Raw genomic sequence first — 23,307 nt, 5'->3', positions numbered from 1 at the left:
TCGCGGGTGGATTGCCGCACGGAGGGGGCATGGAAATGTTGCCGTGCGATGAAGCGCCCATTCCTGCTGGCATCCTGTGTACTTCTCGGGCTCGCGTCGTCCGGCTGCGGCTCCAGTGGCCCTGCTCCGGACCCCGGCTTCCAGACCGACGACGCCGAGTCGGTGGACCTGGAAAACCTGCGCATCCGCGTCAGCGGACAGGCCCAGGTGCTGCCCGAGGCCGCGAGACTGCTCACCGCGCTGGGCCAGCCTGTGCCCTCTCTTGGCGGCATGCCCATCCTGGTCGAGGAGCCGCTGCGGGTGGCGGTCAATGACGTCAACGCGACCTTCGGCACGGGCGTGCTCGAGGAGGACGGCGCCTTCGCGGTGACGGAGGTCCCCGTGCGCGAGGTGCACCAGGGGCTGGCCGTGGGCCTGAGCGGGCCCGGCTTCGTGCGGACCGTCACCGTCGTCTACGACAGCGTCTTCACCGGAGCCCGTCCTCGCACGGACGTCATCGAGTCGAGTGCCTGGGCGCTGCCGGAGTCCTTCCACGACGCGCTGGGCACCGCCATGGGGGAGCCGCTCTTGCGCGGCCACACGGAGGACCGGGCCCACACGCTTCGCGAAGCGGGCTTCGCGCTGGGGCGCGTCGTCGACGAGAACGGTCAGCCTCGCGCCGGCGTGCGCGTGGTGCCGGACCGGGGCGAGCTGGCGGAGCGCATCTACTATCCGACGGCGGACCTGAGCGGCGTCAACCAGGTAGGCACGTCCGCGGACGGCCTCTTCCTCTACGTGCACACCGCCGGGGACGCGGAGACGTTCCGGCTGGGCGTGGAGGGCGAGGAAGCCTACGTGGCGCGCAACGTGGCCGTCGCACCCGGCTGGGGGCTGGTGCTCACCCTCTATCCGGGGCTCCATCCGCCTGCCTCCCGTTGAGCGGCACTCGGGCGGGCAGCCTGCCCCGCCGTGCGACGCCGGATGCGGCGCGCGTGCGCATCCATGTCCCGGACAGGTGCGTGAGGAGCGAGGCAGCGGGCCGTCACGTGTGACGCGGCCACCCGCCCTCGACGAAAGCACCCGTGCGTTCCGGGGGGACGCCGATGAATCGGACCTGGAGGGCCCAGAGCCAGGCCATGGCCCGCGCGCTCGCCTGGGTCGCGGCGGCGGGCGCTTCGCTGTTGGGGCTGCTCTCCCTGGCGAGCTGGACCTTCGCGGCGCACTCAGCGTGGCCGGAGGTCTCCGGCCTGCCCATGACGGCGCCTCGCACGGGTGTCGCCCTGGTGCTTGGAGGCGTGGCGCTCGGACTGCGGCTGCCCGCCCGCCCCTCCCGGGTGCGCCGCCTGCTGTCCGCCCTCTGCGCGGTGGGCATGTGCCTCATCGCCTGCGTCAGCCTGCTGCAAGTCGTCACGGGCCTGCCGCTGGCGCTGGAGGCGTTCCTCGCGAGGACGTTCGGTGTCCTCAGCGCGATGATTCGCCCCTCGCCTCTCACGCCGCTGTGCGTGCTGTTCCTGGGCCTCGCCCTGCTGATACCGGGTCGCACGGGGAAGCGACAGGCGTGGCGGGACGCGCTCGTCATGGGCGCGCTGCTGGTGGCGCTGCTGGGCTTCAACGGCCTGCTGTTCGGTCCCCTCATCGCGCAGGATGGCGAGTCCTTTCCTCCGCGGCGCGGCATGGGCCTGTACACGGCGCTGGCGGTGCTGCTCTTGGGCGTGGGCCTGCTCTGCCTGCGGCCGGAGCGGGGCCTCGCGGGGAGAATCACGCGGGACACCCTGGGCGGCTTCCTGGCGCGGCGGCTGGTTCCCGTGGCGCTCCTGGGGCCGTCGCTCCTGGGCGCGACGCTGGCCCTGCTCAGCCTGGAGGGACTGCTCGGGCGTGAGGCGAAGCTCCCCCTCTTCGCCACCCTGCTGAGCGCGGGCGGCGCGGTGCTGGTGCTGCTGTCCGCGCGAGCCCTGGACACGCTGGAGGCGGGACGACGGCGCGCCACCGCGGCGCTGGAGGTCTCCGAGGCACGCTACCGGAGCCTGCTGGAGACGACGCCGGAGCCGCTGCTCATCGTCGACTCAGATGGGCTGTTGCGCTTCGTCAACGCGGAGGCGGAGCGCGTGTTCGGCCACCCGCGCGAGGCGCTGCTGGGCCATGAGGTGGAGCAGTTGGTGCCGGAGGGGCTCTTCGGCGGACACAGCCTGGGGGGCGCGGTGGATGCGCGGGCCCTCTATGGCCTGCGCGCCGACGGCACCCGGGTGCCCCTGGAGGCCCGCCTGCGCCGCGTGTCCGGCCCCGAGGGTGAGAGCCTGCTCGCGGTGCTCCGCGACGTCACCCTGCGCGAGCAGGCCATCGCCCGGCTGCAGGCCGCTCGCGAGGAGGCGGAGGTGCAGCGGGGCCTGCTCCAGGCCGTGCTGAACCACGCGCCGGTGGGGGTGCTCTTCAGCGACCCGCGGCTGGGGACGCTGGTGGCCAACCCCTTCGCGGAGACGATGCTCGGGCCGCTTCCCGAAAACACGAAGCGCGGCGCCTACCTGAGCCGGCTGCGCCATCCGGATGGACGGCCGATGAAGATGGCGGAGCTGCCTTCGACGCTGGCGGCCAAGACGGGCAAGGTGGTGGGCCCGGTTGAAATCACCATCGCGCGTCCGGATGGCGTGATGACTCCCCTGCTCATCACCGCCGCGCCCGTGTTCGGGGCGCAAGGCGAGCAGCGCGGCGTGGTCATCACCGGCCATGACCTCACGCCCCACCGGGAGCTGGAGCGGCTGCGCGAGGAGTACGTGAGCCTCATCTCGCATGACCTGCGCAACCCGCTCCAGGGCATCACCCTGCGAGCGAGCATGTTGCTGCGCGAGCTGAAGGAGCGGCGGCTCTCGCGCGAGGAGGCGCTCACGGACGCCATCCTCCGCAACGTGGAGTGGATGAGCTCCATGATTGAAGAGCTGCTGGAGGGCTCGCGCCTGGAGTCCCGCCGCATCCAGCTGCGCCGCGAGCCGACGGACGTGGCGCGCTTCCTCGAGGACGTGCTGGAGCGGGACGTCCCTCCAGACCTGCGCGAGCGCTTCCGCCTGGAGGTGGCGACGCCGCTTCCCCTGACGTGGGTGGACGCGCGCCGCCTGGAGCGGGTGCTGGCCAACCTGCTGGGCAACGCCGCCAAGTACAGCCCGCACGACAAGCCCGTGCTGGTGCGCGCGGCAATGCGGGAGGGCCGCGTCGTGGTGTCGGTGAGGGACGAAGGCCCGGGGCTCGCGCGAGAGGACACCGAGCACGTCTTCGACAAGTACTACCGGACGCGACAGGGCAGCGCGTCCGACACGCAAGGGCTGGGGCTGGGACTCTACATCTGCCGGCTCATCATCGAGGCGCACGGCGGCCACATCTGGGTGGAGAGCGAGCCGGGCCGGGGCGCCACCTTCTGCTTCAGCGTGCCCACGGCCCCTCCGGGTGCCGAGCCCCCCCGTCGTCCAGGGGGGCCCGGGCCCAAGGGCCTCGAGTGAGGCCCGAGTCAGGGCTCACAGCGTCTTGAGGTACTCGATGATGGCCAGGCGCTCCGGGTCGGTGAGCACGGCGTTGAACTCGTGTCCGCCGTTGTCCTGGCCGAAGGCGTTGGAGTTGAAGATCTTCCGGTCCTCCAGTTGCTGCCGCGTGCGGGTGGGCGGGAAGAGGATGTTCCAGGAGACGACCAGGTTGCTGAAGAGCACGTTCATCAGCTCCTGAGCCAGGGGCGTGGTGAACTCATCCCCCGGCTGGCAGTTGATGTACGGAGACACCGCCGGGTTCAACGGCCCGCGCCACTTGCAAGGGATGGTGTCGTACTTCCAGCCGAGCTTCGTGGCGTCGTAGGCGCGCTGCAGGTCCGTGTCGAAGCCCATGACGACCAGCGGCTGGTCCCAGCGCGGCGGAGCGGAGACCCGGCGCCAGATGGGCTTGCGGTCCGCGGGCTTGAGCACCTCCCACACGTTGGGGACCGAGCCGTTGTGCAGATACGGCGCGGTGGCCCAGACCCCGTACAGCGGCGGCGCCAGGTAGCCGAGCTCGCGATTGCCTCGGATGTGCGGCTGGTTCTGCGGACCGCAGTCGTTGGCGGTGCCCGCCGTCGAGGGATAGCCGAAGAAGTTCTTGGCGCCCGCGGTCTGCACCGCCGCGTTGTTGGTGTTCACCCGGACCGGGTCGGTGCCGATGATGCGCAGCGGGGTGATGTAGCTCGCCATGCCCTCCAAGGCCGGTGTCGCGAGGAAGGCCGGGTCCTTGACGTAGCGAGGCGCATAGGCCCCGTGGCAGCTCGCGCACGAGCCGTTGCCCTGCGGCCGCGACACGGTGTTGCCACGCGCCGGTGCCCACATGTCGAGCGTGTGGAACAACACCGCGCCCTGCTCGGCCAGCGTCTGGTTGATGGGCAGCGGATAGGGCGGTGACTTGAGGGACTCCACCCAGGTGTTGAGCGCCGGGCCGTTGTCCCGCATCCAGTCCTGTCCCGCTTCGCTCAACGGCCCACCAGCGCTTCCGAACAGGCCGATGAACGGCGTGTAGAACACCATGTCCACGCGCGGCGCATCCATCGGGAAGACGCCGTCGATGAACTTCACCGGCCGGTGCCCCATGTTCCACCAGGCGGGCGTGTCCATTCCGGCGGTGGACCCGGAGTTGATGAGGCCAATCACCTCCGAAGGCCTCAGCAGCTTCTCGTCCGGGAACAGGAAGGCGAGGTTGATGTCGCTGGCGTTGTTGGTGCCACGGGTGCGGTTGAGGTTCAGGAACGTGGCCAGCGACGCCGGGTAGCCCAGGGGCAACAAGTCACTCAGGAACAAGTCCAGGTCCGCCAGGCTGCTGCCTCCGCCCACCTGCACCCCGAGGCCCGCGCCGTCCCCGGGCTTGCCCACCACGCCGCTGTGGCAGGCGTGACAGGTGACGCCGATGCGGCCGCTCCAGCTTCCGTCCGGGTTGCGCAGCTGCGTGAGCATCTGCGGAAGCTGCCCGCTCCCACCGTTGGAGAGCTTCGGGAGCTGCCCCGGCAGGGGATAGGGATTGCGCTCGGTGCTCAACCCCGACCCGTAGCGCTGGGAGACCAGGGCGTCGAAGTTGTCGGGACGGAAGGGAAAGCCCCAGACGCGCCACAGCTCGTTGTATTGCGCCGCGGAGAAGGTGGCGATGCCGAACGCCGCCTCGGGCACCGTGTAGTCGGTGCCGGTGAACAGCACGCCCACGCCGGGATGGCCGTTGGTCAGCAGCCCCTCGCCATGGGTGAAGCGCGCCCGCAGCTGGCCACACGTCCGCGCCGGCCCCTCCTCCTGCACCGCCTCCGGGTCGACATGACAGTTCTTCCAGTAAGCGTTGAAGTGCACCGCCCGGCCCTCGCTGATGCCGGGCTGCACCAGCGTCCGAGGGTCCGCTGGCAAAAGCGCGCTGTCCGGCTTGCCGTAGCAGAACTCCCACTGCACCGAGCCACCGCGACTGCTCCCCAGCAAGTCAGTCGCGGCACTGGCACCCGGCGCCGCCAGCGCCGCCAGGACGGACAACATGCGAACGAACGGCACGGCGGCCCTGCTCTCGACGAACGGCATCCTCTCGACGGGCATGAACTCCTCCTGCTTCGTGGCACATCGCCATCGAAACGATGAGTTCTTATTGACAGACCGTCAATACGAGAAAACACGAATACCCGGGCGGCCCGGGGGACGAGCCTGCGGGGGCGCTGCGCATGACGCATGACGTCAGGCGCACCACCCGAGGTCATGCGTCATGCGCGAATCACGTTCGTGGGTTCAGCGGCGCGCCACCCAGCGAGGCAGCCAGTCCGGTGCCTTGTCGGTGGTGAGCCGCGTCTGGCCGCTGCCATCGGCGCGCATGAGGTACACGTCCGTGTTGCCCTCGCGCTCCGAGGTGAAGGCCAGGTACTTCCCGTCGGGGCTCCACGCCGGCATGTCGTCGCGGTGCTTGCCGTCCGTCAACGCCACCGGCGCACCGCCCGCCAAGGGAACCATCCAGAGGCGACTGAGGCCCTCCGGCAGACGGCTCACGTACACCAGGCGCTGGCCATCCGGACTGAAGGTCGGCTCGCGCTCGTCGCCGGCGAAGCCGCTCCCCGACACCGCGCGCAGGTCCGAGCCATCCGGACGCACCAGGTACAGCCGCTCCTTCTCCTCGCGGTCGCTGACGAAGACGAGCCACTGCCCGTCCGGGCTCCACATGGGGGAGCGGTCCTCGCGGTGGAAGGCGGTGAGCCGCCGCTCCTCCGTTCCATCCGCCTTCGTCACGTAGATTTCGGGGTCGCCTTCGCGGCTGCATACGAAGGCCACTTCCTTGCCGTCCGGTGAGACGGCGGGCTCGAAGCAGCCCTCCTTCACCTGCGTCAGTCGGACCTCCGGCGCGCCCTCGCGCGGCTCCAGACGGACGAGGTCGCTGAAGCCCTGGGCGTCCGACTCCGCCACCAGCCACGAGCCATCCGGCGCCCAGCTCGCGTTGCGCGCGCGGGCCCTGGGGGCATGCAGTGGCACCGCGTCTCCCCCGGCGAGGGGTTGCACCCGGAGCTGCTGGAACTGAATCCCACCCTGCTCGCGCACGGCCACCACCAGCAGCAACTTCCCGTCCGGTGACACCGGGCCGGGGTAGTCGTCCTCGGGGCCTCGGGTGATTTGTGTCTGGGTCCCGTCGGGACTCACCTGCCACACGTCCTTCTGTCCCGCCCGCTCCGACAGGAAGACCACGACGCCCGGAATGGCGCGTGCCTCCTCCTTCGACAGCGGCCCGGCGCCCGACGCTCCGCCACACCGGCCGGAGCATCCGACGCCGAGCACGGCGAGCGCGGCAAGACTCCACCGCGCTCGCCACGGCCAGGAACGCGGCATCCGTTCTCGGCCTTGCTTCCTCACGTCATCGCACCCGGATGGCGTCCGCCATGACGACGTAGCCTTCGGTCGTCCAGCGGCTGAGCTTCACCTGGTTCCAGCCCGCAGCGAAGTTGTACGTGCCCAGGGCGACCCACGCGCCGCCGTTGGCCTGCTGGTTCACCGTCACCGTGCTGTCGCCACCCGTGTGGCTGATGATGAACGGCGCCGCCGGAGCGCGGTTGGTGCCGGCCACCCACCACGCGTCGATGGTCTTCGAGCCCGCGGACGCCATGTAGAAGTTGAACACCACCGGCTCGGAGATGGGCTGCGTGGAGGCGTAGTAGTAGCCGCTGCCGTAGTAACCCGCGCTGGTGCCCGCCGCCCACGTCGCCGGCACGTCCGTGCGCGCCTTCGTCGAGTCGTTGTTCGCGTTGTGGCTGTCCACGATGATGGTGCCCGTGGGCGTGCCGCCGTCACCGCAGTAGCTCTTGATCTTCGCGATGTAGCTGCTCCACGGCCAGTTCGGACCCGGGTCGGTGCGCGAGGACGGCTGGAGCCGGCCGTGCGCGACGATGTGGTAGCTGTCGCGGGTGATGCCCTGCCCCTGGGTGATGTCGCAGGACAGCTTCGCCGACGCGTCAATCTGGCCCGCGGGGAAGGACGTCTGGCTGGCGAAGCCGCCGTGCTCGATGCCCACGGAGAAGTGGTTCACCGACACGCCGTTGAGGCCACAGTCCACGCTGCCGTTCAGGCTGCAGGCGTAGCTTGCGCCCACGTGCCAGCCGCGGTCCGACTCACGCACGAGCTGCGAAATCTCGCTGCCGCTCTCGTTGACCACGTAGTGCGCGCTCACGCCCGACGCGGAGTTGACCAGCCAGCCCCAGCACCCGGCATAGCCGCCTTCACACGTGTGGATGACAATCATCGACACGTTGGTGCCCGCGGGACGGGCGTTGAAGTTGGGCGACGCGCGCCAGATGGAGGCCGCGTAGTCCGGACCCGCCGCCAGCGCCTGCATCTTCGGCAGGGCGAACTTCGCCTCCACCTGGGCGCCGTCCAGCGACACCGCCACCTTGCCCTCGGGGGTGAACGCGCCCGCGCCCTCGCGCAGCGCCGCGTACACATCATTGTGGATGTAGTGCGCCTGCACGTCCGGGTCGGTGATGTCCGTCAGCTGCACCGCGACCGGCGCCCACGCGCCCAGGTCGTTCCGGTCGATGCCCGCCTCGGTGGCGTACTTCGACAGCAGCGCCGCGCCAGCGCGCAGGTTGGCCAGCCTGTCTTCACGCACGGCCTCGGCGGAGACACCCGCCAGCGCCGCGCCGTCCGTCACCTTGGCGCCGCGCAGGGCCAGCAGACCGAACGCCGCGGGACGGCCCTCGAACTCCTCTTCGCCCTTCACGTGCTCCCAGCGCGTCTCCGTATAGGAGATGGCCTTGAGCAGGCTCACCGGAACGTCGAACTCCTTGGCCGCCTGCGCGAACAGCGCGTCCAGCTCCGTCGGCGTACGACGGGCCGCATCGGCGACCGCGCGGGCCGCGTCATCCGCCGCACCCGAGGGGACTTCCGTCGAAGCCGGGGGGGCCTCTTGCGGCGGCGCCTCTGGCTGCGGTCCGCAGGCGGACAGGGCCAGGGCCGCGGCAGAGGCCGCGAACGTCTTCCACAACACGTGCATGGGGAGCTCCTTCGAGGGGGTCAGCAGCTCTTCGGTCCGCCCCCGTCCACGGGAGCGGCGCAGCGCGGGCCCTTGAGCAGCATGCATGCCAGCCGCGCCAACCCCGCTTTCCACCCCCAGGCGCGCCCCAAGGTGGAGCATCCATGCTCCACCTCTCCGCCCCCCACCCCGCTCCCCAAAATCCAAGTGAACACTTCAACCCACTGAAATGACGAGCACGCCCACATCAAGCCTACTTCCACCCACCCCCGGAATGGCCGTCCTTGTCGCAGTGGCGCATTTCGAGACAGCCCCGGCGTAAACTGATTTTACGATATTTCTCGTATTCCTCGTCTTTTATCCCCGGGCCGGATTGAGGGCGGCGGGCGGGGGTTTGCCGGGGAGGCAGGCGAGGGCCTGGGGCGCGCGGAGTTCTGGGGCGCCCGACAGGCGAATCATCCGGTATGAGGGGGCGCATGCGGCTCTTCGGTATCGGCGACACGCATCTGCCCTCCACTCGAAAGAAGGACATGCATCGCTTCGGGTGGACGGACCACCCGCTTCCGCTCCAGCGCGCGTGGGACGAGATGGTGCGGCCGGACGACGTGGTCATCGTCGCGGGAGACATCTCCTGGGCGACGCGCGCGCACGAGGTGATGGAGGACCTGGCGTGGCTGGACGCGCGGCCGGGACGCAAGCTGCTGGTGCGCGGCAACCATGACTACTGGTGGGGCGACTCGGCGTCGAAGCTGCGCAAGCTCTTGGAGCCATTCCGCACGTTGGAGGCGTTCCTGCACAACAGCGCGGCGGTGATGGGGCCGTGGGTGATTGCCGGCACGCGACTGTGGACCGCGCCCGAGGCGCCTCCCATGCCCGGCGGGGAGATGGGGGACGAGCCCGTCAACGACGGCTACGTGGAGCGCGAGACGCGGAGGCTGGCGACGTCCATCGAGGACGCGAAAAAGAAGGAGGCAGCCAGCCGCACGCCGCTGGTGCGCGTGGCCGCGGTGCACTTCCCTCCGCTGTACGCGAACGAGAAGCCCACGGCGTTCAGCGAGCCGATCGAGGCGTTCAAGCCGAAGGTCTGCGTGTACGGCCACCTGCACTCGACGGGAATCCCGGCGGGCTTCACCGGAGAGCGCGCGGGCGTGCGCTACGTGCTGGCGTCGTGCGACGCGGCGGGCTTCAAGCCGATGCTGCTCGACGAGGTGTGAAGTGTGGTTAAGCTGAACGTGCTTCCGTCATCGGAGCACGGGCCGGAGCAGGAGCTCAAAGACATGCCGTCCAACAAAGCCGAGCTCGCCGAGCGCCTCGCGGCCACCCAGCCCGGCGACGCGGTACGCGGTCTGTTCTTCAAGGCGGTGTTCAGCATGGTCCAGCAGCGGGCGGGACTGGCCGCGCTGGAGACGCTTCGCGTGGGTGATTTGGCGAAGGACTACTCGGACCTGCGCACCTATCCGGTGCAGGAGTTCCTCCACCTGCTCTATGTCGCGGCGGACGCGCTGGAGCAGGAGATGGGGCCTGAGGACGTCGTGTATCACGCGTGCGGCGAGTCCAATGTCACACGCTATTCCACCGGCCCGGGGATGCTCATCTTCGGCATCATCTCCCGGGGGGACCCGCAGAAGCTCTTCTCCGGAGCGCAGATGGGCTACAGCGCGGCCGTGACGTACGGCACCCGCGAGTATGTGACGACGGGACCCAAATCCGGCACGTTGAGGGTACGTCGAGACATGCTGCCTCCCGCGTATCACGAGGGCATTCTCACCGGCGCATTGAAGGTGTTGGGATTGACTGGCACGGCGAAGGCCCATCCACAGGGCATCGACCGCGTGGACTACGACATCACGTGGGAGTGATTACTCCACGCGCTCGAAGGTGACGTCGAGCTCGGCGACGACGCGCTCGCCCACGGACGCTTGGCAGGAGAAGACGTGGTCGGCGCCCTCGTGCGAGCGGCGCACGGCACCGAACGTCACCATCTGACCGGCGTACGCGAGGCTGTCCGCCTTGAGGTTCACGTTCTTGGCGAGCACGCGGGCCCACGGCGCGCCTTCCAGCTTGCGCAGGAGCGTCGTCGCGACGCGCGTCATGCCGCTGGCGACAATGGCCACGGGCATCACCGGGTGCAGGGCGAAGTGGCCCTTGCACATCTCCGCCGTGACGGGGCCCAGGGACGCGGTGAGGCTCTCACCGTCCGGGCGCCAGTCGCGCAGGGCCAGCGCCTTGCCGTACGGGTTCTGCCGCAGGCGCGCCCACTCCTCCGGGGTGCGCTGCACGTTGTCTTCGCGACGGGGCTCGCGGCGCATGTCCACCCGGGCCTCGCCGAACAGGCGGGTGAAGGCGGCGGCGGACAGCACGTTGTAGTCCACCTCCAGGCGGAACACCGGGGTGCCGTCCGGCGCGGACAGGAGCGTGCGCGCCGTGGCGGTGCGCTTGCCCGTGAAGCTCGCCTGCGCCAGGCCCCAGAGCAGGTCCGTGGAGCGCGCCATCGGCTCGCGGCGCAGCCACTCACCGCGCGCGCCACACGCCAGGTAGAAGTGCTGCCCGTCCTTGGGCGTCACCAGCGCCGAGGCGCAGGAGCCGAGAATGGCCAGGTGCCGCCCCGCCTCCGCGATTCCGATGAGGCCCGCTTCCGCGTCCGGGTCCTGCTGCACCGGGATTCGCGCCACCACCTCGCCCTGCCCCATCACCGTCACGTCCTTCAGCGCGAAGTACGGGTCTCGCACGCAGATCCGCGGGTACAGCTCCTGCGCGCTCAGCACCGTGTGCGGGGCCAGGTTCGACCAGTCGCGCAGGGGCTGCTCAGTCCAGGGCGTCGCCGAAGGCGCGGAGGAGGAGAGGCCGGAGGAGAGGATCGAGGAGGCGACGTCGAGCATGGGGGATGACCTCAGTTCGGACACGGGGTTGTGCGCGACACCTGAAAGCACTGTAAGCGAGCGGGCTTTCATCCGTACAGGATTATTTCTGTCCGGTGGAAATATCATCGCACAAACAGACTCGAAGTTGCCAGTGCAGAGGTAATTTTATGCCCTGACAGGATAAAATCACCGCTCCGTGTCACCTAGAGTGTGTCAAAGGACCCCCCAAACCCACACTCAACGCATGGCGTCAGGACGGCGAGTGGGGTTGAACTCACCCCATTATCGGCCCAGCCACAGCCGTGTTTCCGCAGAGTTACACCCTCACTGGGTCCTCAGACGCAGCGCGTCTTTCTGGACACCGTAGGGAAAGTGATGGTGGACCGGCAGGATTCCAGTCCAGCCACCCATTCCAGGCCGGTGGACGCCATTTCCAGCGGAGCGGGTTTTCCGCCCGGGGAATTTCCGGGGCATTTTCCGCGGCGGCCCTCACCTGTCGGGAGGTGGCCTGGCGGGAAAAGCGCTCCAGCGCGCCGCGAGTGCTCCAGATGAAAGCCCCGGCCCCTCGGATGGACGGGGCCGGGAAGGTACGACTCGCTACAGCTCCACCTGGCTGCCCAGCTCCACCACCCGGTTGGGGGGAATCCGGAAGTAGGCGGTGGCGCTGCGGGCGTTGCGGCTCATCCAGGCGAAGAGCGCCTCGCGCCAGACAGCCATGCCGGGGCGCTTGGTGGGAATCAGCGTCTCCCGGCCCAGGAAGAAGCTGGTGCCCATGAGCTGGAACTGGAGGCCCTTCTCGCGGCAGCGCTTGAGCACGTCCGGAATGCTGGGGTTCTCCATGAAGCCGTAGGTGGCGACGACGCGGACGAAGCCCTGCTCCAGGGGCTCCACCTCCACGCGCTCGGCGGCGGGGACGTGGGGCACGTCCTCGGACTGAATCGTCAGCAGCACCACCTGCTCATGAAGCACCTTGTTGTGCTTCAGGTTGTGCAGGAGCGCGGGCGGCGTGCCCTCCGCGTTGCCCGTCATGAAGATGGCGGTGCCCGGCACACGCACGGGCGGGTGGTCGCCGAAGCTGCCCAGCAGCTCCTTCAGGGGGATGCTGGAGGAGCGCAGCTTGGCCGCGAGGATGTCGCGCCCGCGCTTCCACGTCGTCATCAGCGTGAAGACGGCGACGGCGAGCAGCAGCGGGAACCAGCCGCCGTCCGCCAGCTTCATCGCGTTGGCGCTGAAGAAGGCCAGCTCCACCGTGAGGAAGATGCCCGCCACCGGCATCGCCAGCTTGCGGCTGACGCCCCAGCGCTCGCGGGCGACGACGTAGGCCATGAACGAGGTGATGACCATCGTCGTGGACACGGCGATGCCGTACGCGGACGCCAGCGCGCTGGAGGAGCGGAACGTCAGCACCAGCGTGAAGACTCCCGCCATCAGCACCCAGTTGATGCCCGGCAGGTAGATTTGCCCCATCTCCTCCGCCGAGGTGTGCACCACCTCCATGCGTGGGCTGTAGCCCAGCTGCATCGCCTGGCGCGTCAGCGAGAAGGCCCCGGAGATGAGCGCCTGCGAGGCGATGACGCCCGCCACCGCGGACAGCGCCACCAGCGGGTACAAGAGCCACGACGGGGCCAGCAGGAAGAAGGGGTTGCGCGCGGCGCTCGCGTCACGCAGGAGCAGCGCGCCCTGGCCCAGGTAGTTGAGCATCAACGCCGGCAGCACCACGAAGAACCAGGCGCGCTTGATGGGCTTCCACCCGAAGTGGCCCATGTCCGCGTAGAGCGCCTCGCAGCCCGTCACGACGAGGAACACGCCGCCCAGCACCAGGAAGCCGTGCCAGCCGTTGTGCACGAAGAGCATCACCCCGTGCGTGGGAGACAGCGCGCCCAGCACCGCGGGGTTGTGCACCAGCTCCTTCACGCCCAGCGCCGCCAGCGTGAAGAACCACACGCACATCACCGGGCCGAACACCGCGCCGATGCCCGCCGTGCCGTGCCGCTGCACCAGGAAGAGCACCACGAGGATGGCCAGGGTGATGGGGACGATGAAGGGCTCGAACACGGGCGTGGCCACGCTGAGGCCCTCCACCGCGCTGAGCACCGTAATCGCCGGGGTGATGAGGCCGTCGCCATAGAGGAGCGCCGCACCGAAGATGCCCAGGGTGATGAGCACGGGACGGGCCGTGTGCGCCTGCTGTCCCTTCTGCCGCTGCATCACCAGCGCCATCAGCGCGAGGATTCCGCCCTCGCCCCGGTTGTCCGCCCGCATCACGAAGATGAGGTACTTCACGGAGACGATGACGAGCAGGGACCAGAAGATGAGCGACAGCACCCCCAGCACGTTCTCCGGCGTGGGGTGGATGCCGTGCGGGCCGGTGAAGCACTCGCGCAGCGCGTAGAGGGGGCTCGTCCCGATGTCGCCGTAGACGATGCCCAGGGCCCCGAGGGCCAGGAGTGCCGTGCGCTTGAGGGAGTCGGGGCCTTCCCGAACCGCCTCGCCGCCCGATACTCCGGTGGTGGTGGCTTTCACGGTCCCCCCTTTAACCGAACGCCTGGGGGTAGCAATGGACGCGGAGCGACGCTCCGTGGATTCCAACGCTTGGGTAGGTCCATGTGCGACTGAGTGAGGCCCGCTGCCTCCGCCCGTCGGTGTGCGACGGAGCGGGCGTCCCCAAAGAACAGTCCTGACTGGACGTATGTTGGTTAGCCATGACGGAGGGCCGGGGGGCGCCTTCAGGGGAATCCCCTGCCCGCCTTCCCGTGCTCCCATGCCGCGTGAGCGGGGGCGCAATCGAACATGGCAGCAGCCCGGTACGGAGACGCGCGGCACTTCGGGGTCCACGCCCCGGAGGTGGAGGAGCGGCTGGCCCTGCTGGCGGAGGCGTCGCGGGTGCTCGCCGATGCCAGCCTGGAGCCCCCCGCCGTCATGGAGCGGCTGTGCGCGCTGGTGGTGCCGCTGCTCGGCGCCGCCTGCACGCTGCGGCTCATGTCCGAGGATGGGCTCTGGCTGCGCACCGTGGCCTCCGCCGCCTCCACTCCGGAGGCCCGCCTGCTGTTCCAGACGCTCAGCCCGCCCGCCGTGCGCGCGGACGAAGGCCCGTCCCATGAGGTGCTGCGCACCGGCGAGGCGCTGTGGCTGTCGGAGTTGGAGCCGGAAGCGCTGCGCCGCCTGGTGCCCCCGCAGCAGCATGGGCTCCTCGAGGACTTCCCCTTCACCCGGCTGATGGTGCTGCCGCTGCGCGCGCGGGGCCGGAGCCTGGGCACCCTCACCGTGTGGAAGGACCCGGCGGCGGAGCGCCCTGGCGAGGCGGGGGAGCAGCTGCTCCTCCAGGAGCTGGCGGACCGGGCCGCGCTGGCGCTGGACGTGGCGCGCGTGTACGCGGCGGAGAAGGAGGCCCGGCAGGCGGCGGAGGTCGCCGCGGGCCGCCTGTCTCGACTCCAGCGCGTGACGGCGGAGCTGTCCCAGGTGCTGTCCGCGGAGCGCGTGGCGGAGGTCATCGTCGAGCAGGGCGTGGAGGCGGTGGGCGCGGCGCGCGGCGCGCTGTGGCGGCTGGACGCCGGACACGCGCGGCTCCTGAGGTGCACGGGCTACGAGGACCCGCGCTCCTTCATGGAGGCCTTCGGTGTCCTGCCCCTGGACGGACGGGGGCCCATGACGGAGGCGCTGCTGGAGGCGCGGCCGGTGTGGCTGGAGTCGCCGGAGGAGCTGGCGGAGCGCTACCCGGAGATGGACGAGACGCGGCACCGGGTGGTGCGCAAGCCCGCGCCGTCATCGGTGTGTCTGCCCTTGCTGGTGGAGGGCCGCGCGCTGGGGGTGCTGCTGTTCGCCTTCTCCGAGGCGCGCGTGTTCGACGCGGACGAGCGCGCCTTCCTGGAGCTGCTCGCCCACCACGGCGCGCAGGCGGTGGCGCGGGCCCGGCTCCTGGAGCAGGAGCAGCGCGCCCGCGCGGAGCTGGCCGAGGCCAACGAGCGACTGGCGGCCATCATCCAGGCCTCCCCCGCCTCCATCATCCTGGTGGACATCCACGGCACGGTGCGGATGTGGAACCCGGCGGCGGAGCGCATCTTCGGGTGGACGGAGGAGGAGGTGCTCGGCACCGTGCTGCCGGTGGTGCCCGAGGGCAAGCACGACGAGTTCCGCCGCAATCTCGAGAAGGCCGGCCGGGGCGAGTCGCTGGGCGGCGCGGTGATGCAGCGGCGGCGCAAGGACGGCACGCCGCTTCAAGTCGCGCTGTGGACGGCGCTGGTGCAGCCCTCCGCGGGCGGCGCGGAGCAGGTGTTGAGCATGGCAGTGGACGTCACCGAGCGGCACCGCAGCGAGGCGGCGCAGCGCTTCCTGGCCGAGGCGGGCGGCGTGCTGGCCACGAGCCTGGAGCAGGAGGAGACGCTGGAGCGCGTGGCGCACCTGGCGGTGCCGTCCTACGCGGAGTGCTGCGGCGTGTTCCTGGCGGACGAGGACGGCGAGGTGAAGTGCGTGGCAGCGGCCCATGCGAGCGCGGAGTACCGCGCGCTGGACGGCCAGCCCTCGCCGGGCCTGCTCGTCGTCGCGCGCGTGGTGGCCTCTGGCGAGGCGGAGCTGCGCACGGGCATGAGCGAGGACGCCCCGGAGTGCGTGCGCCCCGCCGGCGCGGACAGCTGCTTCTCCTGGCTGTGCGTGCCACTCCAGGTGCGCGGGCAGACGCTGGGCGCGCTGAGCTTCGTCACCTCGCGGCGGGACTACGACGCGCAGGATTTGGCGCTCGCGCAGGAGCTGGCGCGGCGCTCGGCGCTGGCCATCGACAACGCGCGCCTGTATCGCGAGGCGCGTCAGGCCATCCGGCTGCGCGAGGAGTTCCTCTCCATCGCCAGCCACGAGCTGAAGACGCCCATCAGCGCGCTGCAGCTCCAGGTGCAGAGCCTGCTCGCGGGCCTGGCGCGAGCCCCCGCCGGGCTGACGCCGGAGCGGCTGGAGCGCGCGCTGAAGGTCGTGGACCGCCAGGTGAAAAGGCAGACGCAGCTCATCCACGACCTGCTGGACGTGTCCCGCATCAGCGCCGGGCGACTGGAGCTGAGCCCGGAGCCGTTGGATTTGGTGGCGCTGGTGCGCGAGGTGGTGGAGCGCTTCGAGCCGGAGGCGGAGCGCACGGGCACGCGGCTGGAGCTACAGCTGGCGCCGGAGGCACCGGGGCTCTGGGACAAGCTGCGAATCGACCAGGTGCTGACGAATCTGGTGAGCAACGCGGTGAAGTACGGGCGCGGCAACCCGGTGCACGTGGCGCTGGTGGAGGACGAGGCCAGGGTGCGCGTGGAGGTGCGCGACGGCGGCATCGGCATTGGCGAGGAGCACCTGTCGCGGCTGTTCCACCGCTTCGAGCGCGCCGTGTCCGAGCGCAACTACGGCGGCTTCGGCCTGGGCCTGTGGATTTCCCGCCAGATAGTCGAGGCCATGGGCGGCCACATCACCGTGCGCAGCGTGCTGGGCGTGGGCTCCACCTTCACCGTGGAGCTGCCACGCACGCGCGGCTGAAACCGCCGCGCCCTTCGACTCACAGCGCCAGCAGCAGCAGGGCCACCTTCTCCTCGGGGCTGGCGGCCAGGAACTCGTCCGGCAGCCAGATTTCCGACTCGGGCACCAGCGACGTGTCGCAGCTGCGCTTGCCCGCGTAGGAGCGGCCCGGCTCGCGCGCCTTCAGCCGGTACGTGCAGTCGCGGATGTAGATTTTCAGCTCATCCTTGCCGAGCTTCACGTTCGCCGGACGTCCACCGAAGCCGCCCTCCGCCTCCACCGTGTCGCCGTCCCGCTTCACCTTGAGGTTGACGAGGGCGCTGCCCAGCGAGCCCTTCACCTCGCCCTCCTTGAACTTCACGTCGACGACGCCCAGGTAGGTCTGCCCGCGCAGCCCGTTGGCGGTCCGCGCCAGCTGGAAGTCCTGCCCCGTCACGTTCTCGGAGGTCATCACCAGGTTGTACTGCTGCCGGGCGATTCGCAGGTTGATGGCGTCCTCCTTCGGCGCGGAGACAGCGACTCCCGCCCCCAATACGATTGCCACCGCCAGTACACCCCGCCGCAGCGGGCTCAGAAAGCGCTTCATCGGGAAAGCTCCTCGTCCTGGATTGACATTCCCATGAACGTCAGTCTGCGCATCTCATACCGCGGCGTCATGCGTCGCGCCGCAACCCCTCGGATTTGCATCGGACTCAGGGAGACCCGCCCGTCCGCGCGCGCTCCCCTGGGAGAGGCCTGCTCGCTCCTCCCCCAGGGGTGCCGCCGTGTCGGCTCGCGGCTACTTCGCGGCCTCGGGACCCCGGGGCGCACCCAGGTGCTTCTCGAAGAACAGCATCGTCGTCATCTGCGCGTAGTCGCGGTTGGCCTTCTTCTGGAAGCCGTGGCCCTCGTCGGTGGCCAGCATGTACCAGACGTCCGGCGCGCGCTGACGCACCGCCTGGACAATCTGCTCCGCCTCCGACTGCGGCACGCGCGGGTCATTGGCGCCCTGCTGCACGTAGAGCGCCGCGCGAATCCTGGCCACCGAGCCCAGCGGAGAGATTCGCTCCTGCACCTTGCGCACCTCGGGCACCCGCTCGTCGCCGTACTCCGCGCGCCGCAGGTCCCTGCGGTACGCCTGCGTGTTCTCCAGGAAGCTGGGCAGCGAGGAGATGCCCACCACGTCCACCGCGGCCTTGAAGCGCTCCGGATAGAAGGCCACCGACGCCAGCGTCATGTAGCCGCCGTACGAGCCGCCGGAGACGCCCACGCGCGAGGCATCCAGCTCCTTGCGTGAGGCGATGAAGTCCAGCGTGGCGCCGATGTCCGCGAGGCTCTGCTCGCGCTTCACGCCGTCATCCATGGCCCGGTACGCCTTGCCGTAGCCATCCGAGCCGCGCACGTTGGGCACCAGCACCGCCATGCCCAGCTCCGCCGTGGCGAACTGCGCGACGGTGCTGAACGTGGGCAGGCTCTGCGCTTCCGGGCCGCCGTGGAAGCTGACGATGACGGGCACCTTCCCCGTCGCGCCCTTGGGCAGGTAGAGGAACGCCGGCACCTGGACGCCGTCCGTGGACGGGTAGCGCACCAGCGTGGGCTCCACGAAGGTGTTCGTGTCCAGCCCGCCCACCTCCGAGCGCGTCCACCGCGTCGGCTTGCGCGACTTCAAGTCCACCGTCCACACGTCCATGGGGCTCTTCGCATCCCCCACCGTCAGCGCCAGCACATCGGAGCGCTTCAGCGGGAAGCCCATGCCGAACGCCACGCCCCGGGGCAGCGAGTCCAACGGAGACAGGGCCCTGGTGCGCGTGTCCAGCAGCGACACCTTCGTGAAGCCATCCTCGTTGAAGGAGACCGCGAGCTTGCGGCCATCCGGCGACAAGGCCAGCCCCGTCACGTTCCACTTCACGGCCTGCGTCAGCGACGTCGGCGCGGCGGTGGGCGGCGCCTTGTCCAGCGCCACCTGGTACAGCTCCGAGAAGTCGCTGTAGCGGTCCGTCGCCAGGTACACGCTCTTGCCGTCGTGCGCGAAGACGACGGAGGTGACGCCGCCCTTGCCTTCCTGGGGCGTGATTCGCTGACGCGCGCCGGAGGCCACGTCCACCACGTACAGGTCCACGTCGTCGATGGCGCGCGCCTGCGCCACCACCAGCTTGGAGCCGTCGTTAGAGAACGTCATCGGCTCCCAGGAGCCCTCCTGCTCCGTGACGCGGCGGGCCTGCTTCGGCTGCGCGGTGGGCGCCACGTACACGTCCGTGTCCTTGCCGTTGCGCCCCGTGCCGCCGTACGTCAGCCACCGGCCATCCGGAGAGACGCTCACGTCCGAGTGCCGGCTCTTCCCATCCGTCAGCAGCTCCGAGCGCCCCGTGCGCCTGTCCAGGCGGAACACCTGGAAGAACTCCCCGCCGCCCTTGTCCTGCAGGAAGTAGATGACGTTCGAATCGCCGGGCTGGAAGACCGCCCTGTTGATGGGCTCCTTCGCGAAGGTGAGCTGCGTGCGCGCCCCCAGGGGCGTCTCCACCACGTGGAGCTGATTCGTGTCGGCGAAGCGCGTGGTGATGAGCAACTGCTTGCCGTCATCACTGATGTCCACGAGCGCCGCGGAGCGAGCCTCCAGGTACTGCTCCATCCGCTGACGGAACGCGTCCGGCACCGGCGGCACATTGCTCACCCACAGGTTGGGCTGGCCGGGCAGCGGCGCGATTCCCGGCACCTGCGAGGGCTTGCTGGCGGCTGCCTGGGGCTTGGGGGCCTGGGCCGCCGGAGCGGGCGCGGGGGCCTGCGCGGCGAGCAGGGACACGACGAGAGGAAGCAGTCCAGGGTTCATGGTGCGCGCACGCTACCAGCAGCGTTCCGGCTGTCCTGCCCGCACCGCGTCATTCAATCGCCGGCCCGTTGATTGCTCGCGAGCGGACAGTCCGCCGACGCGCCGAATCCGACACGGGGGACCAACCAGGTTTCACGGCTCGTTTCGTAAGGGGCTCCCGAAAACGCGGTCGCGCTCCCTCGGGCGACGGCCGCACACCCCTGGAGTGCGACATGCCGAAGAGCCCCTGGAGTCACCGCTGCCTCACCGCGGCGCTCGCCGCCACGCTGTCCACCCTCGCCGGCTGCGGAGAGGATGAGACGCCGCCCGACGACACGCCGTCCACCCAGGCGAAGCTGCGCGTCATCCACGCGTCCTCGGACGCCCCTGCCGTGGACATCTACGCGGAGGGCCAGGCCACGCCGCTCTTCACCAACGTGAAGTACGGCGACACCACCGCCTACGCCACCGTGCCCACGGGGACGTACAACGTCCAGGTGCGCGCGGCGGGAGCGGCGGCCTCCTCCGCACCCGTCTACTCCACCGGGCCGCTCGTGCTGGGCGCGGGCCACACGGTGAGCGCGGTGGCCGCGGGGCTGCTCGTCTCTCCTGATGCGGCGCGTGCCTTCCGTGTGCTGCCCCTCACCGAGGGCTTCAACCCTCCCGCCGACGGCAAGGCGCGAGTGCGCATCGTCCACGCGGGCGCGGACGCGCCCACCGTCTCCATCGACGTGGGGGATGACGGCTCCTCGGAAGTCACCGGCCTGCAGCGCTTCCAGGACACGGGCGCCACGGGCGTGGAGTTGGCCTCTGGCCAGTCGCTCCAGGTGGGCATCCGCACGGCCACCAACGCGAAGGTGACGTCCTTCACCGTGCCCGCCCTTCCCTCGCGCGGAGAGGTGTTCGTCATCGCCACCGGACAGCTCTCGCAGAAGCCGAGCGCTCCGGCCGGCTTCGGCCTGCTCGCGGCGGGCGTCGGCCTGGTCCGCCAGAACCCCGTCGTCTATGCGCTGCACGCTTCGCCGGATGCGCCCTCGGTGGACGTCTTCGTGGGCACCACGGAGCTGGTGGATGACCTCACCTTCGGCGAGCTGTCCACTCCCATCCAGGTGCCTCCGGGCAGCTACACGCTGGACTTCTTCGCCAACGTCGCCGGCGGCACGCGTCCGGCGAGTGCGCCCGCGGCTTCCAGGGCCACGCCCGCGCTGGTGGCCGGAGAGCGCTACCTGGCGCTGGCCGGGGGTTTCCTCAGTCCGTCCAGGGACGACCCGGCGGACTCCACCTTCGAACTGCTCGCGTTCTCCGACGGCTTCGCGTCCGATGCGAACAACCTGAGGCTGCGCGTGGTCCACGCCTCTCCCGACGCGCCCATGGTGGACGTGGGCCCGCTGGAGGGTGGCGTCGTCCCGACGAACGCGGCCTTCAATGACGTGACCTATCGCCGCGCCTCGGCGGCGGAGGGCGCGGCGATTCCCCCGCTCAACACGCTGGTGGTGGGGGTGTCGGCCTCCACGGCCTCCGAGCGCTCACCGGTGGCCCGCTTCCAGTTGGACACGTCCGCCTTCGTGGGCCGGGGCGTCTTCGCAGTGGCCGCGGGCGCGCTCTCTCCCACGTCTGGAGAAAACGAGGCGGGCTTCCGTCTGGTGTTGGTGGACACGAGCACTTCGCCGTGGAGCGCAATCAACGTGCATCCGCTCCCGTAACGTTTTCCCAGCACATTCGTCCCAGAAATACCCAGGCACCAGGGCGGGCCTCGCGAAGCCACTGACTTCGCGGTGCCCGCTCGTCTTTTTCCTCGAGAGCCGAGCCCCATGAAGCATCGCGTTGGCCTCCTCGTGCTGCTCCTCGCGTCGACCAGCGCGTGCCTGGACCCCATCCGGAGCACCACGGACCCGGGCTGCGACGAGGACGGCGCTTCGTGCCCCGACCCGGACACGGACACCGGGCAGCGGGGCCTGGCCAGACAGGTGTCGGTGGGCAGCCAGCACGCGTGCGCGCTGTTGGAGACGGGCGGCGTGCGGTGCTGGGGCGGCACGGGGCTGGTGGGAGACGGGACGCGCGCGCTGCGAGCCTCGGCGGTGGGCGTGCGGGGACTGGGCTCGGGCGTGCTCGCGATTGCCGCCGGGGGGCAGCACACCTGCGCGGTGGTGGAGGGCGGCACCGTGAAGTGCTGGGGGGACAACTCCCTGGGGCAGCTCGGCAACGGCAACACGATGGCGTCACTGGAGCCGGTGGACGTGCCGGGCGCGGGCACCAACGTGGTGGCGGTGGCGGTGGGCCTGGCGCACTCCTGTTCGCTGCACGCGGGGGGACAGGTGATGTGCTGGGGGGCGAACGACTTCTTCCAACTGGGCTGGGAGCTGGTGGGAAAAACGCCCCGGCCCGTGCAGGTGCTGGGGCTTCCCGAGAACCTCACCGTGCTCGCGGCGGGCGCCAGACACACCTGCGCCGCCACCACCGATGGCGAGGCGTGGTGCTGGGGGGACAACTCGGAGGGCGCGCTGGGCAATGGCCTCACCAGTCCGACGCCCGAGCCAGGAGTGGGGCGGGTGAGAGGGCTGACGGGCCCCGTGCGCGCGTTGACGGCGGGCCTGGGACACACCTGCGCGCGCGTGGGGACGGGCGACATCGAGTGCTGGGGGAGGAATGACCGCGGCGAGCTGGGGGATGACACCGCGCTGGACAGAACCATTCCGGTGCGGCCGCTGGAGCTGCCGTCCACCATGCGGCAGGTGCGCGCGGGCAATGAGTTCACCTGCGCGCTGGACGCGCAAGAGCGCGTGCACTGCTGGGGACGCAATGAAGAAGGACAACTGGGCGATGGAACGCTCATCCACCGCCCGGCGCCCGTGGAAGTCACGGCCCTGGGCGGCGCCGTCGTCGACCTGTCCGCCGGAGTGACGAGCACCTGCGCGGTGATGCGCGACGGACAGGTGCGGTGCTGGGGCGACAACGCCGCGGGCCAGTTGGGTGATGGGACGCAGTCGGACCGCGTGGCGCCGGCCGTGGTCCAGGGGCTTGGGGTCCCCTGAGAGGGAGGACGGCATGTCGCTGCTGAAGGAAGACCCGCTGTTGCTGGAGGCCTTTCGCCGGGGAGAGCCGGGAGCGTTGACTCGCGTGTACCGGGCCTACTCCGGGCATGTGGCGCGGTTCCTGTCGCGCACGTACGTGTCGCGAGGACCTGGAGGACTGGCGCGCGTGGGACCGCTGGATTTGGAGGCCGCGCACCAGGAGACCTTCGTGCGCGCGTTCCGCGAGCAGGCCCGGCACACGTATGACGGCGTGCGGCCGTACTCCCTCTGGCTCAATGCGCTGGCGCGGCAGGCGGCGGTGGATGTGCTGAGGGCGGCGGGGCGCATCGCTCGCGAGGCGGTGACGCTGGATGACACGCCGACGGCGGAGCGGCTGGCGAGCAACTCGCCCTCTCCCGAGGACCGCGCGCTGGAGGCGGAGACGCGCGAGCTGGTGCAACGTTTTCTCTCCGGCCTCGACGAGGCGACGCGGCGGCTCGCGGACCTGCGCTTCGTGCAGGGCCTGTCCCAGGAGCGCGCGGGCCTGGTGCTCGGCTTGTCTCGGCAGGAGCTGCGCACGCGCGAGACGAAGCTGCGCCGCGCGATGACCGACTTCCTCGTCGAGGAGGGCTGGCTCACCGCTGACGCGCCCAATGCCCTGCCCTCCGCCGCCGCCACGGCCGCGGTGATGGCCCTGCTCTTCCCCCACTTCGTGCCCTGACCC

Annotated in this window: 15 protein-coding genes; 8 read left to right on the top strand and 7 right to left on the bottom strand. The window is 70.3% G+C overall.

The features are described 5' to 3' along the window. Positions 1–48 precede the first annotated feature (48 nt). Both LZ199_RS10265 and LZ199_RS10260 read left to right on the top strand, forming a co-directional pair. Positions 49–918, top strand: a complete 870-nt coding sequence (locus LZ199_RS10265; protein ID WP_253993475.1) for a carboxypeptidase regulatory-like domain-containing protein — start codon at positions 49–51, stop codon at positions 916–918. Positions 919–1,082: 164 nt separating this feature from the next. Next, entirely contained in the window at positions 1,083–3,464 is a 2,382-nt protein-coding gene (locus LZ199_RS10260; protein WP_253993474.1) for a sensor histidine kinase, read from the top strand. A gap of 15 nt (positions 3,465–3,479) precedes the next feature. Here the strand turns inward: LZ199_RS10260 and roxB are convergent, their stop codons facing one another. From roxB to LZ199_RS10245, 3 genes are all read right to left on the bottom strand, one after another. Further along, on the bottom strand, positions 3,480–5,543 hold the full coding sequence (roxB, locus tag LZ199_RS10255) for a rubber dioxygenase RoxB (RefSeq protein ID WP_253993473.1): 2,064 nt from the start codon (positions 5,541–5,543) through the stop codon (positions 3,480–3,482). A 186-nt stretch (positions 5,544–5,729) separates the two neighbouring features. After that, entirely contained in the window at positions 5,730–6,812 is a 1,083-nt protein-coding gene (locus LZ199_RS10250) for a TolB family protein (RefSeq protein WP_253993472.1), read from the bottom strand. 25 nt (positions 6,813–6,837) lie between these two features. Next, positions 6,838–8,469, bottom strand: a complete 1,632-nt coding sequence (locus tag LZ199_RS10245) for a golvesin C-terminal-like domain-containing protein (RefSeq protein ID WP_253993471.1) — start codon at positions 8,467–8,469, stop codon at positions 6,838–6,840. Between the two features lie 455 nt (positions 8,470–8,924). On the opposite strand from LZ199_RS10245, the gene LZ199_RS10240 reads away from it, so the two are divergent. Together LZ199_RS10240 and LZ199_RS10235 are read left to right on the top strand one after the other, a co-directional pair. Then, positions 8,925–9,662 carry a metallophosphoesterase gene (locus LZ199_RS10240; RefSeq protein ID WP_253993470.1) on the top strand — a complete coding sequence of 246 codons (738 nt, stop codon included), beginning with the start codon at positions 8,925–8,927 and terminating at the stop codon, positions 9,660–9,662. 63 nt (positions 9,663–9,725) lie between these two features. Next, the gene (locus LZ199_RS10235; protein WP_253993469.1) at positions 9,726–10,307 is read left to right on the top strand and encodes a TIGR02265 family protein; all 582 of its coding nucleotides are present in this window, start codon (positions 9,726–9,728) and stop codon (positions 10,305–10,307) included. Here LZ199_RS10235 and LZ199_RS10230 read toward each other — a convergent pair whose 3' ends face one another. After that, positions 10,308–11,327, bottom strand: a complete 1,020-nt coding sequence (locus LZ199_RS10230; RefSeq protein WP_253993468.1) for a hotdog family protein — start codon at positions 11,325–11,327, stop codon at positions 10,308–10,310. A 579-nt stretch (positions 11,328–11,906) separates the two neighbouring features. Beyond that, complete coding sequence (locus tag LZ199_RS10225; RefSeq protein ID WP_253993814.1) at positions 11,907–13,868, bottom strand: potassium transporter Kup; 1,962 nt, start codon at positions 13,866–13,868, stop codon at positions 11,907–11,909. A gap of 231 nt (positions 13,869–14,099) precedes the next feature. On the opposite strand from LZ199_RS10225, the gene LZ199_RS10220 reads away from it, so the two are divergent. Beyond that, on the top strand, positions 14,100–16,808 hold the full coding sequence (locus LZ199_RS10220) for a sensor histidine kinase (protein ID WP_253993467.1): 2,709 nt from the start codon (positions 14,100–14,102) through the stop codon (positions 16,806–16,808). A 19-nt stretch (positions 16,809–16,827) separates the two neighbouring features. On the opposite strand, the gene LZ199_RS10215 is transcribed toward LZ199_RS10220, so the two are convergent. Both LZ199_RS10215 and LZ199_RS10210 read right to left on the bottom strand, forming a co-directional pair. Continuing rightward, the gene (locus LZ199_RS10215; protein ID WP_253993466.1) at positions 16,828–17,373 is read right to left on the bottom strand and encodes a hypothetical protein; all 546 of its coding nucleotides are present in this window, start codon (positions 17,371–17,373) and stop codon (positions 16,828–16,830) included. A gap of 192 nt (positions 17,374–17,565) precedes the next feature. Next, positions 17,566–19,593: a S9 family peptidase gene (locus tag LZ199_RS10210; protein WP_253993465.1), complete on the bottom strand. Its 2,028-nt coding sequence runs from the start codon at positions 19,591–19,593 to the stop codon at positions 17,566–17,568. A gap of 212 nt (positions 19,594–19,805) precedes the next feature. Between LZ199_RS10210 and LZ199_RS10205 the strand changes: the two genes are divergently transcribed. From LZ199_RS10205 to LZ199_RS10195, 3 genes are all read left to right on the top strand, one after another. Beyond that, entirely contained in the window at positions 19,806–21,275 is a 1,470-nt protein-coding gene (locus LZ199_RS10205; protein ID WP_253993464.1) for a DUF4397 domain-containing protein, read from the top strand. Between the two features lie 108 nt (positions 21,276–21,383). Continuing rightward, a complete protein-coding gene (locus tag LZ199_RS10200) occupies positions 21,384–22,604 on the top strand; it encodes an RCC1 domain-containing protein (RefSeq protein ID WP_253993463.1) in 1,221 nt (406 codons plus the stop codon). A gap of 13 nt (positions 22,605–22,617) precedes the next feature. Continuing rightward, on the top strand, positions 22,618–23,304 hold the full coding sequence (locus LZ199_RS10195) for an RNA polymerase sigma factor (protein WP_253993462.1): 687 nt from the start codon (positions 22,618–22,620) through the stop codon (positions 23,302–23,304). Positions 23,305–23,307: the final 3 nt, after the last annotated feature.

It is taken from the genome of Myxococcus qinghaiensis (assembly GCF_024198215.1).
GTDB classification, from domain to species: domain Bacteria; phylum Myxococcota; class Myxococcia; order Myxococcales; family Myxococcaceae; genus Myxococcus; species Myxococcus qinghaiensis.
Note: the sequence above shows the minus strand (reverse complement) of the source record. Positions and strands in the feature narration are given on the sequence as shown.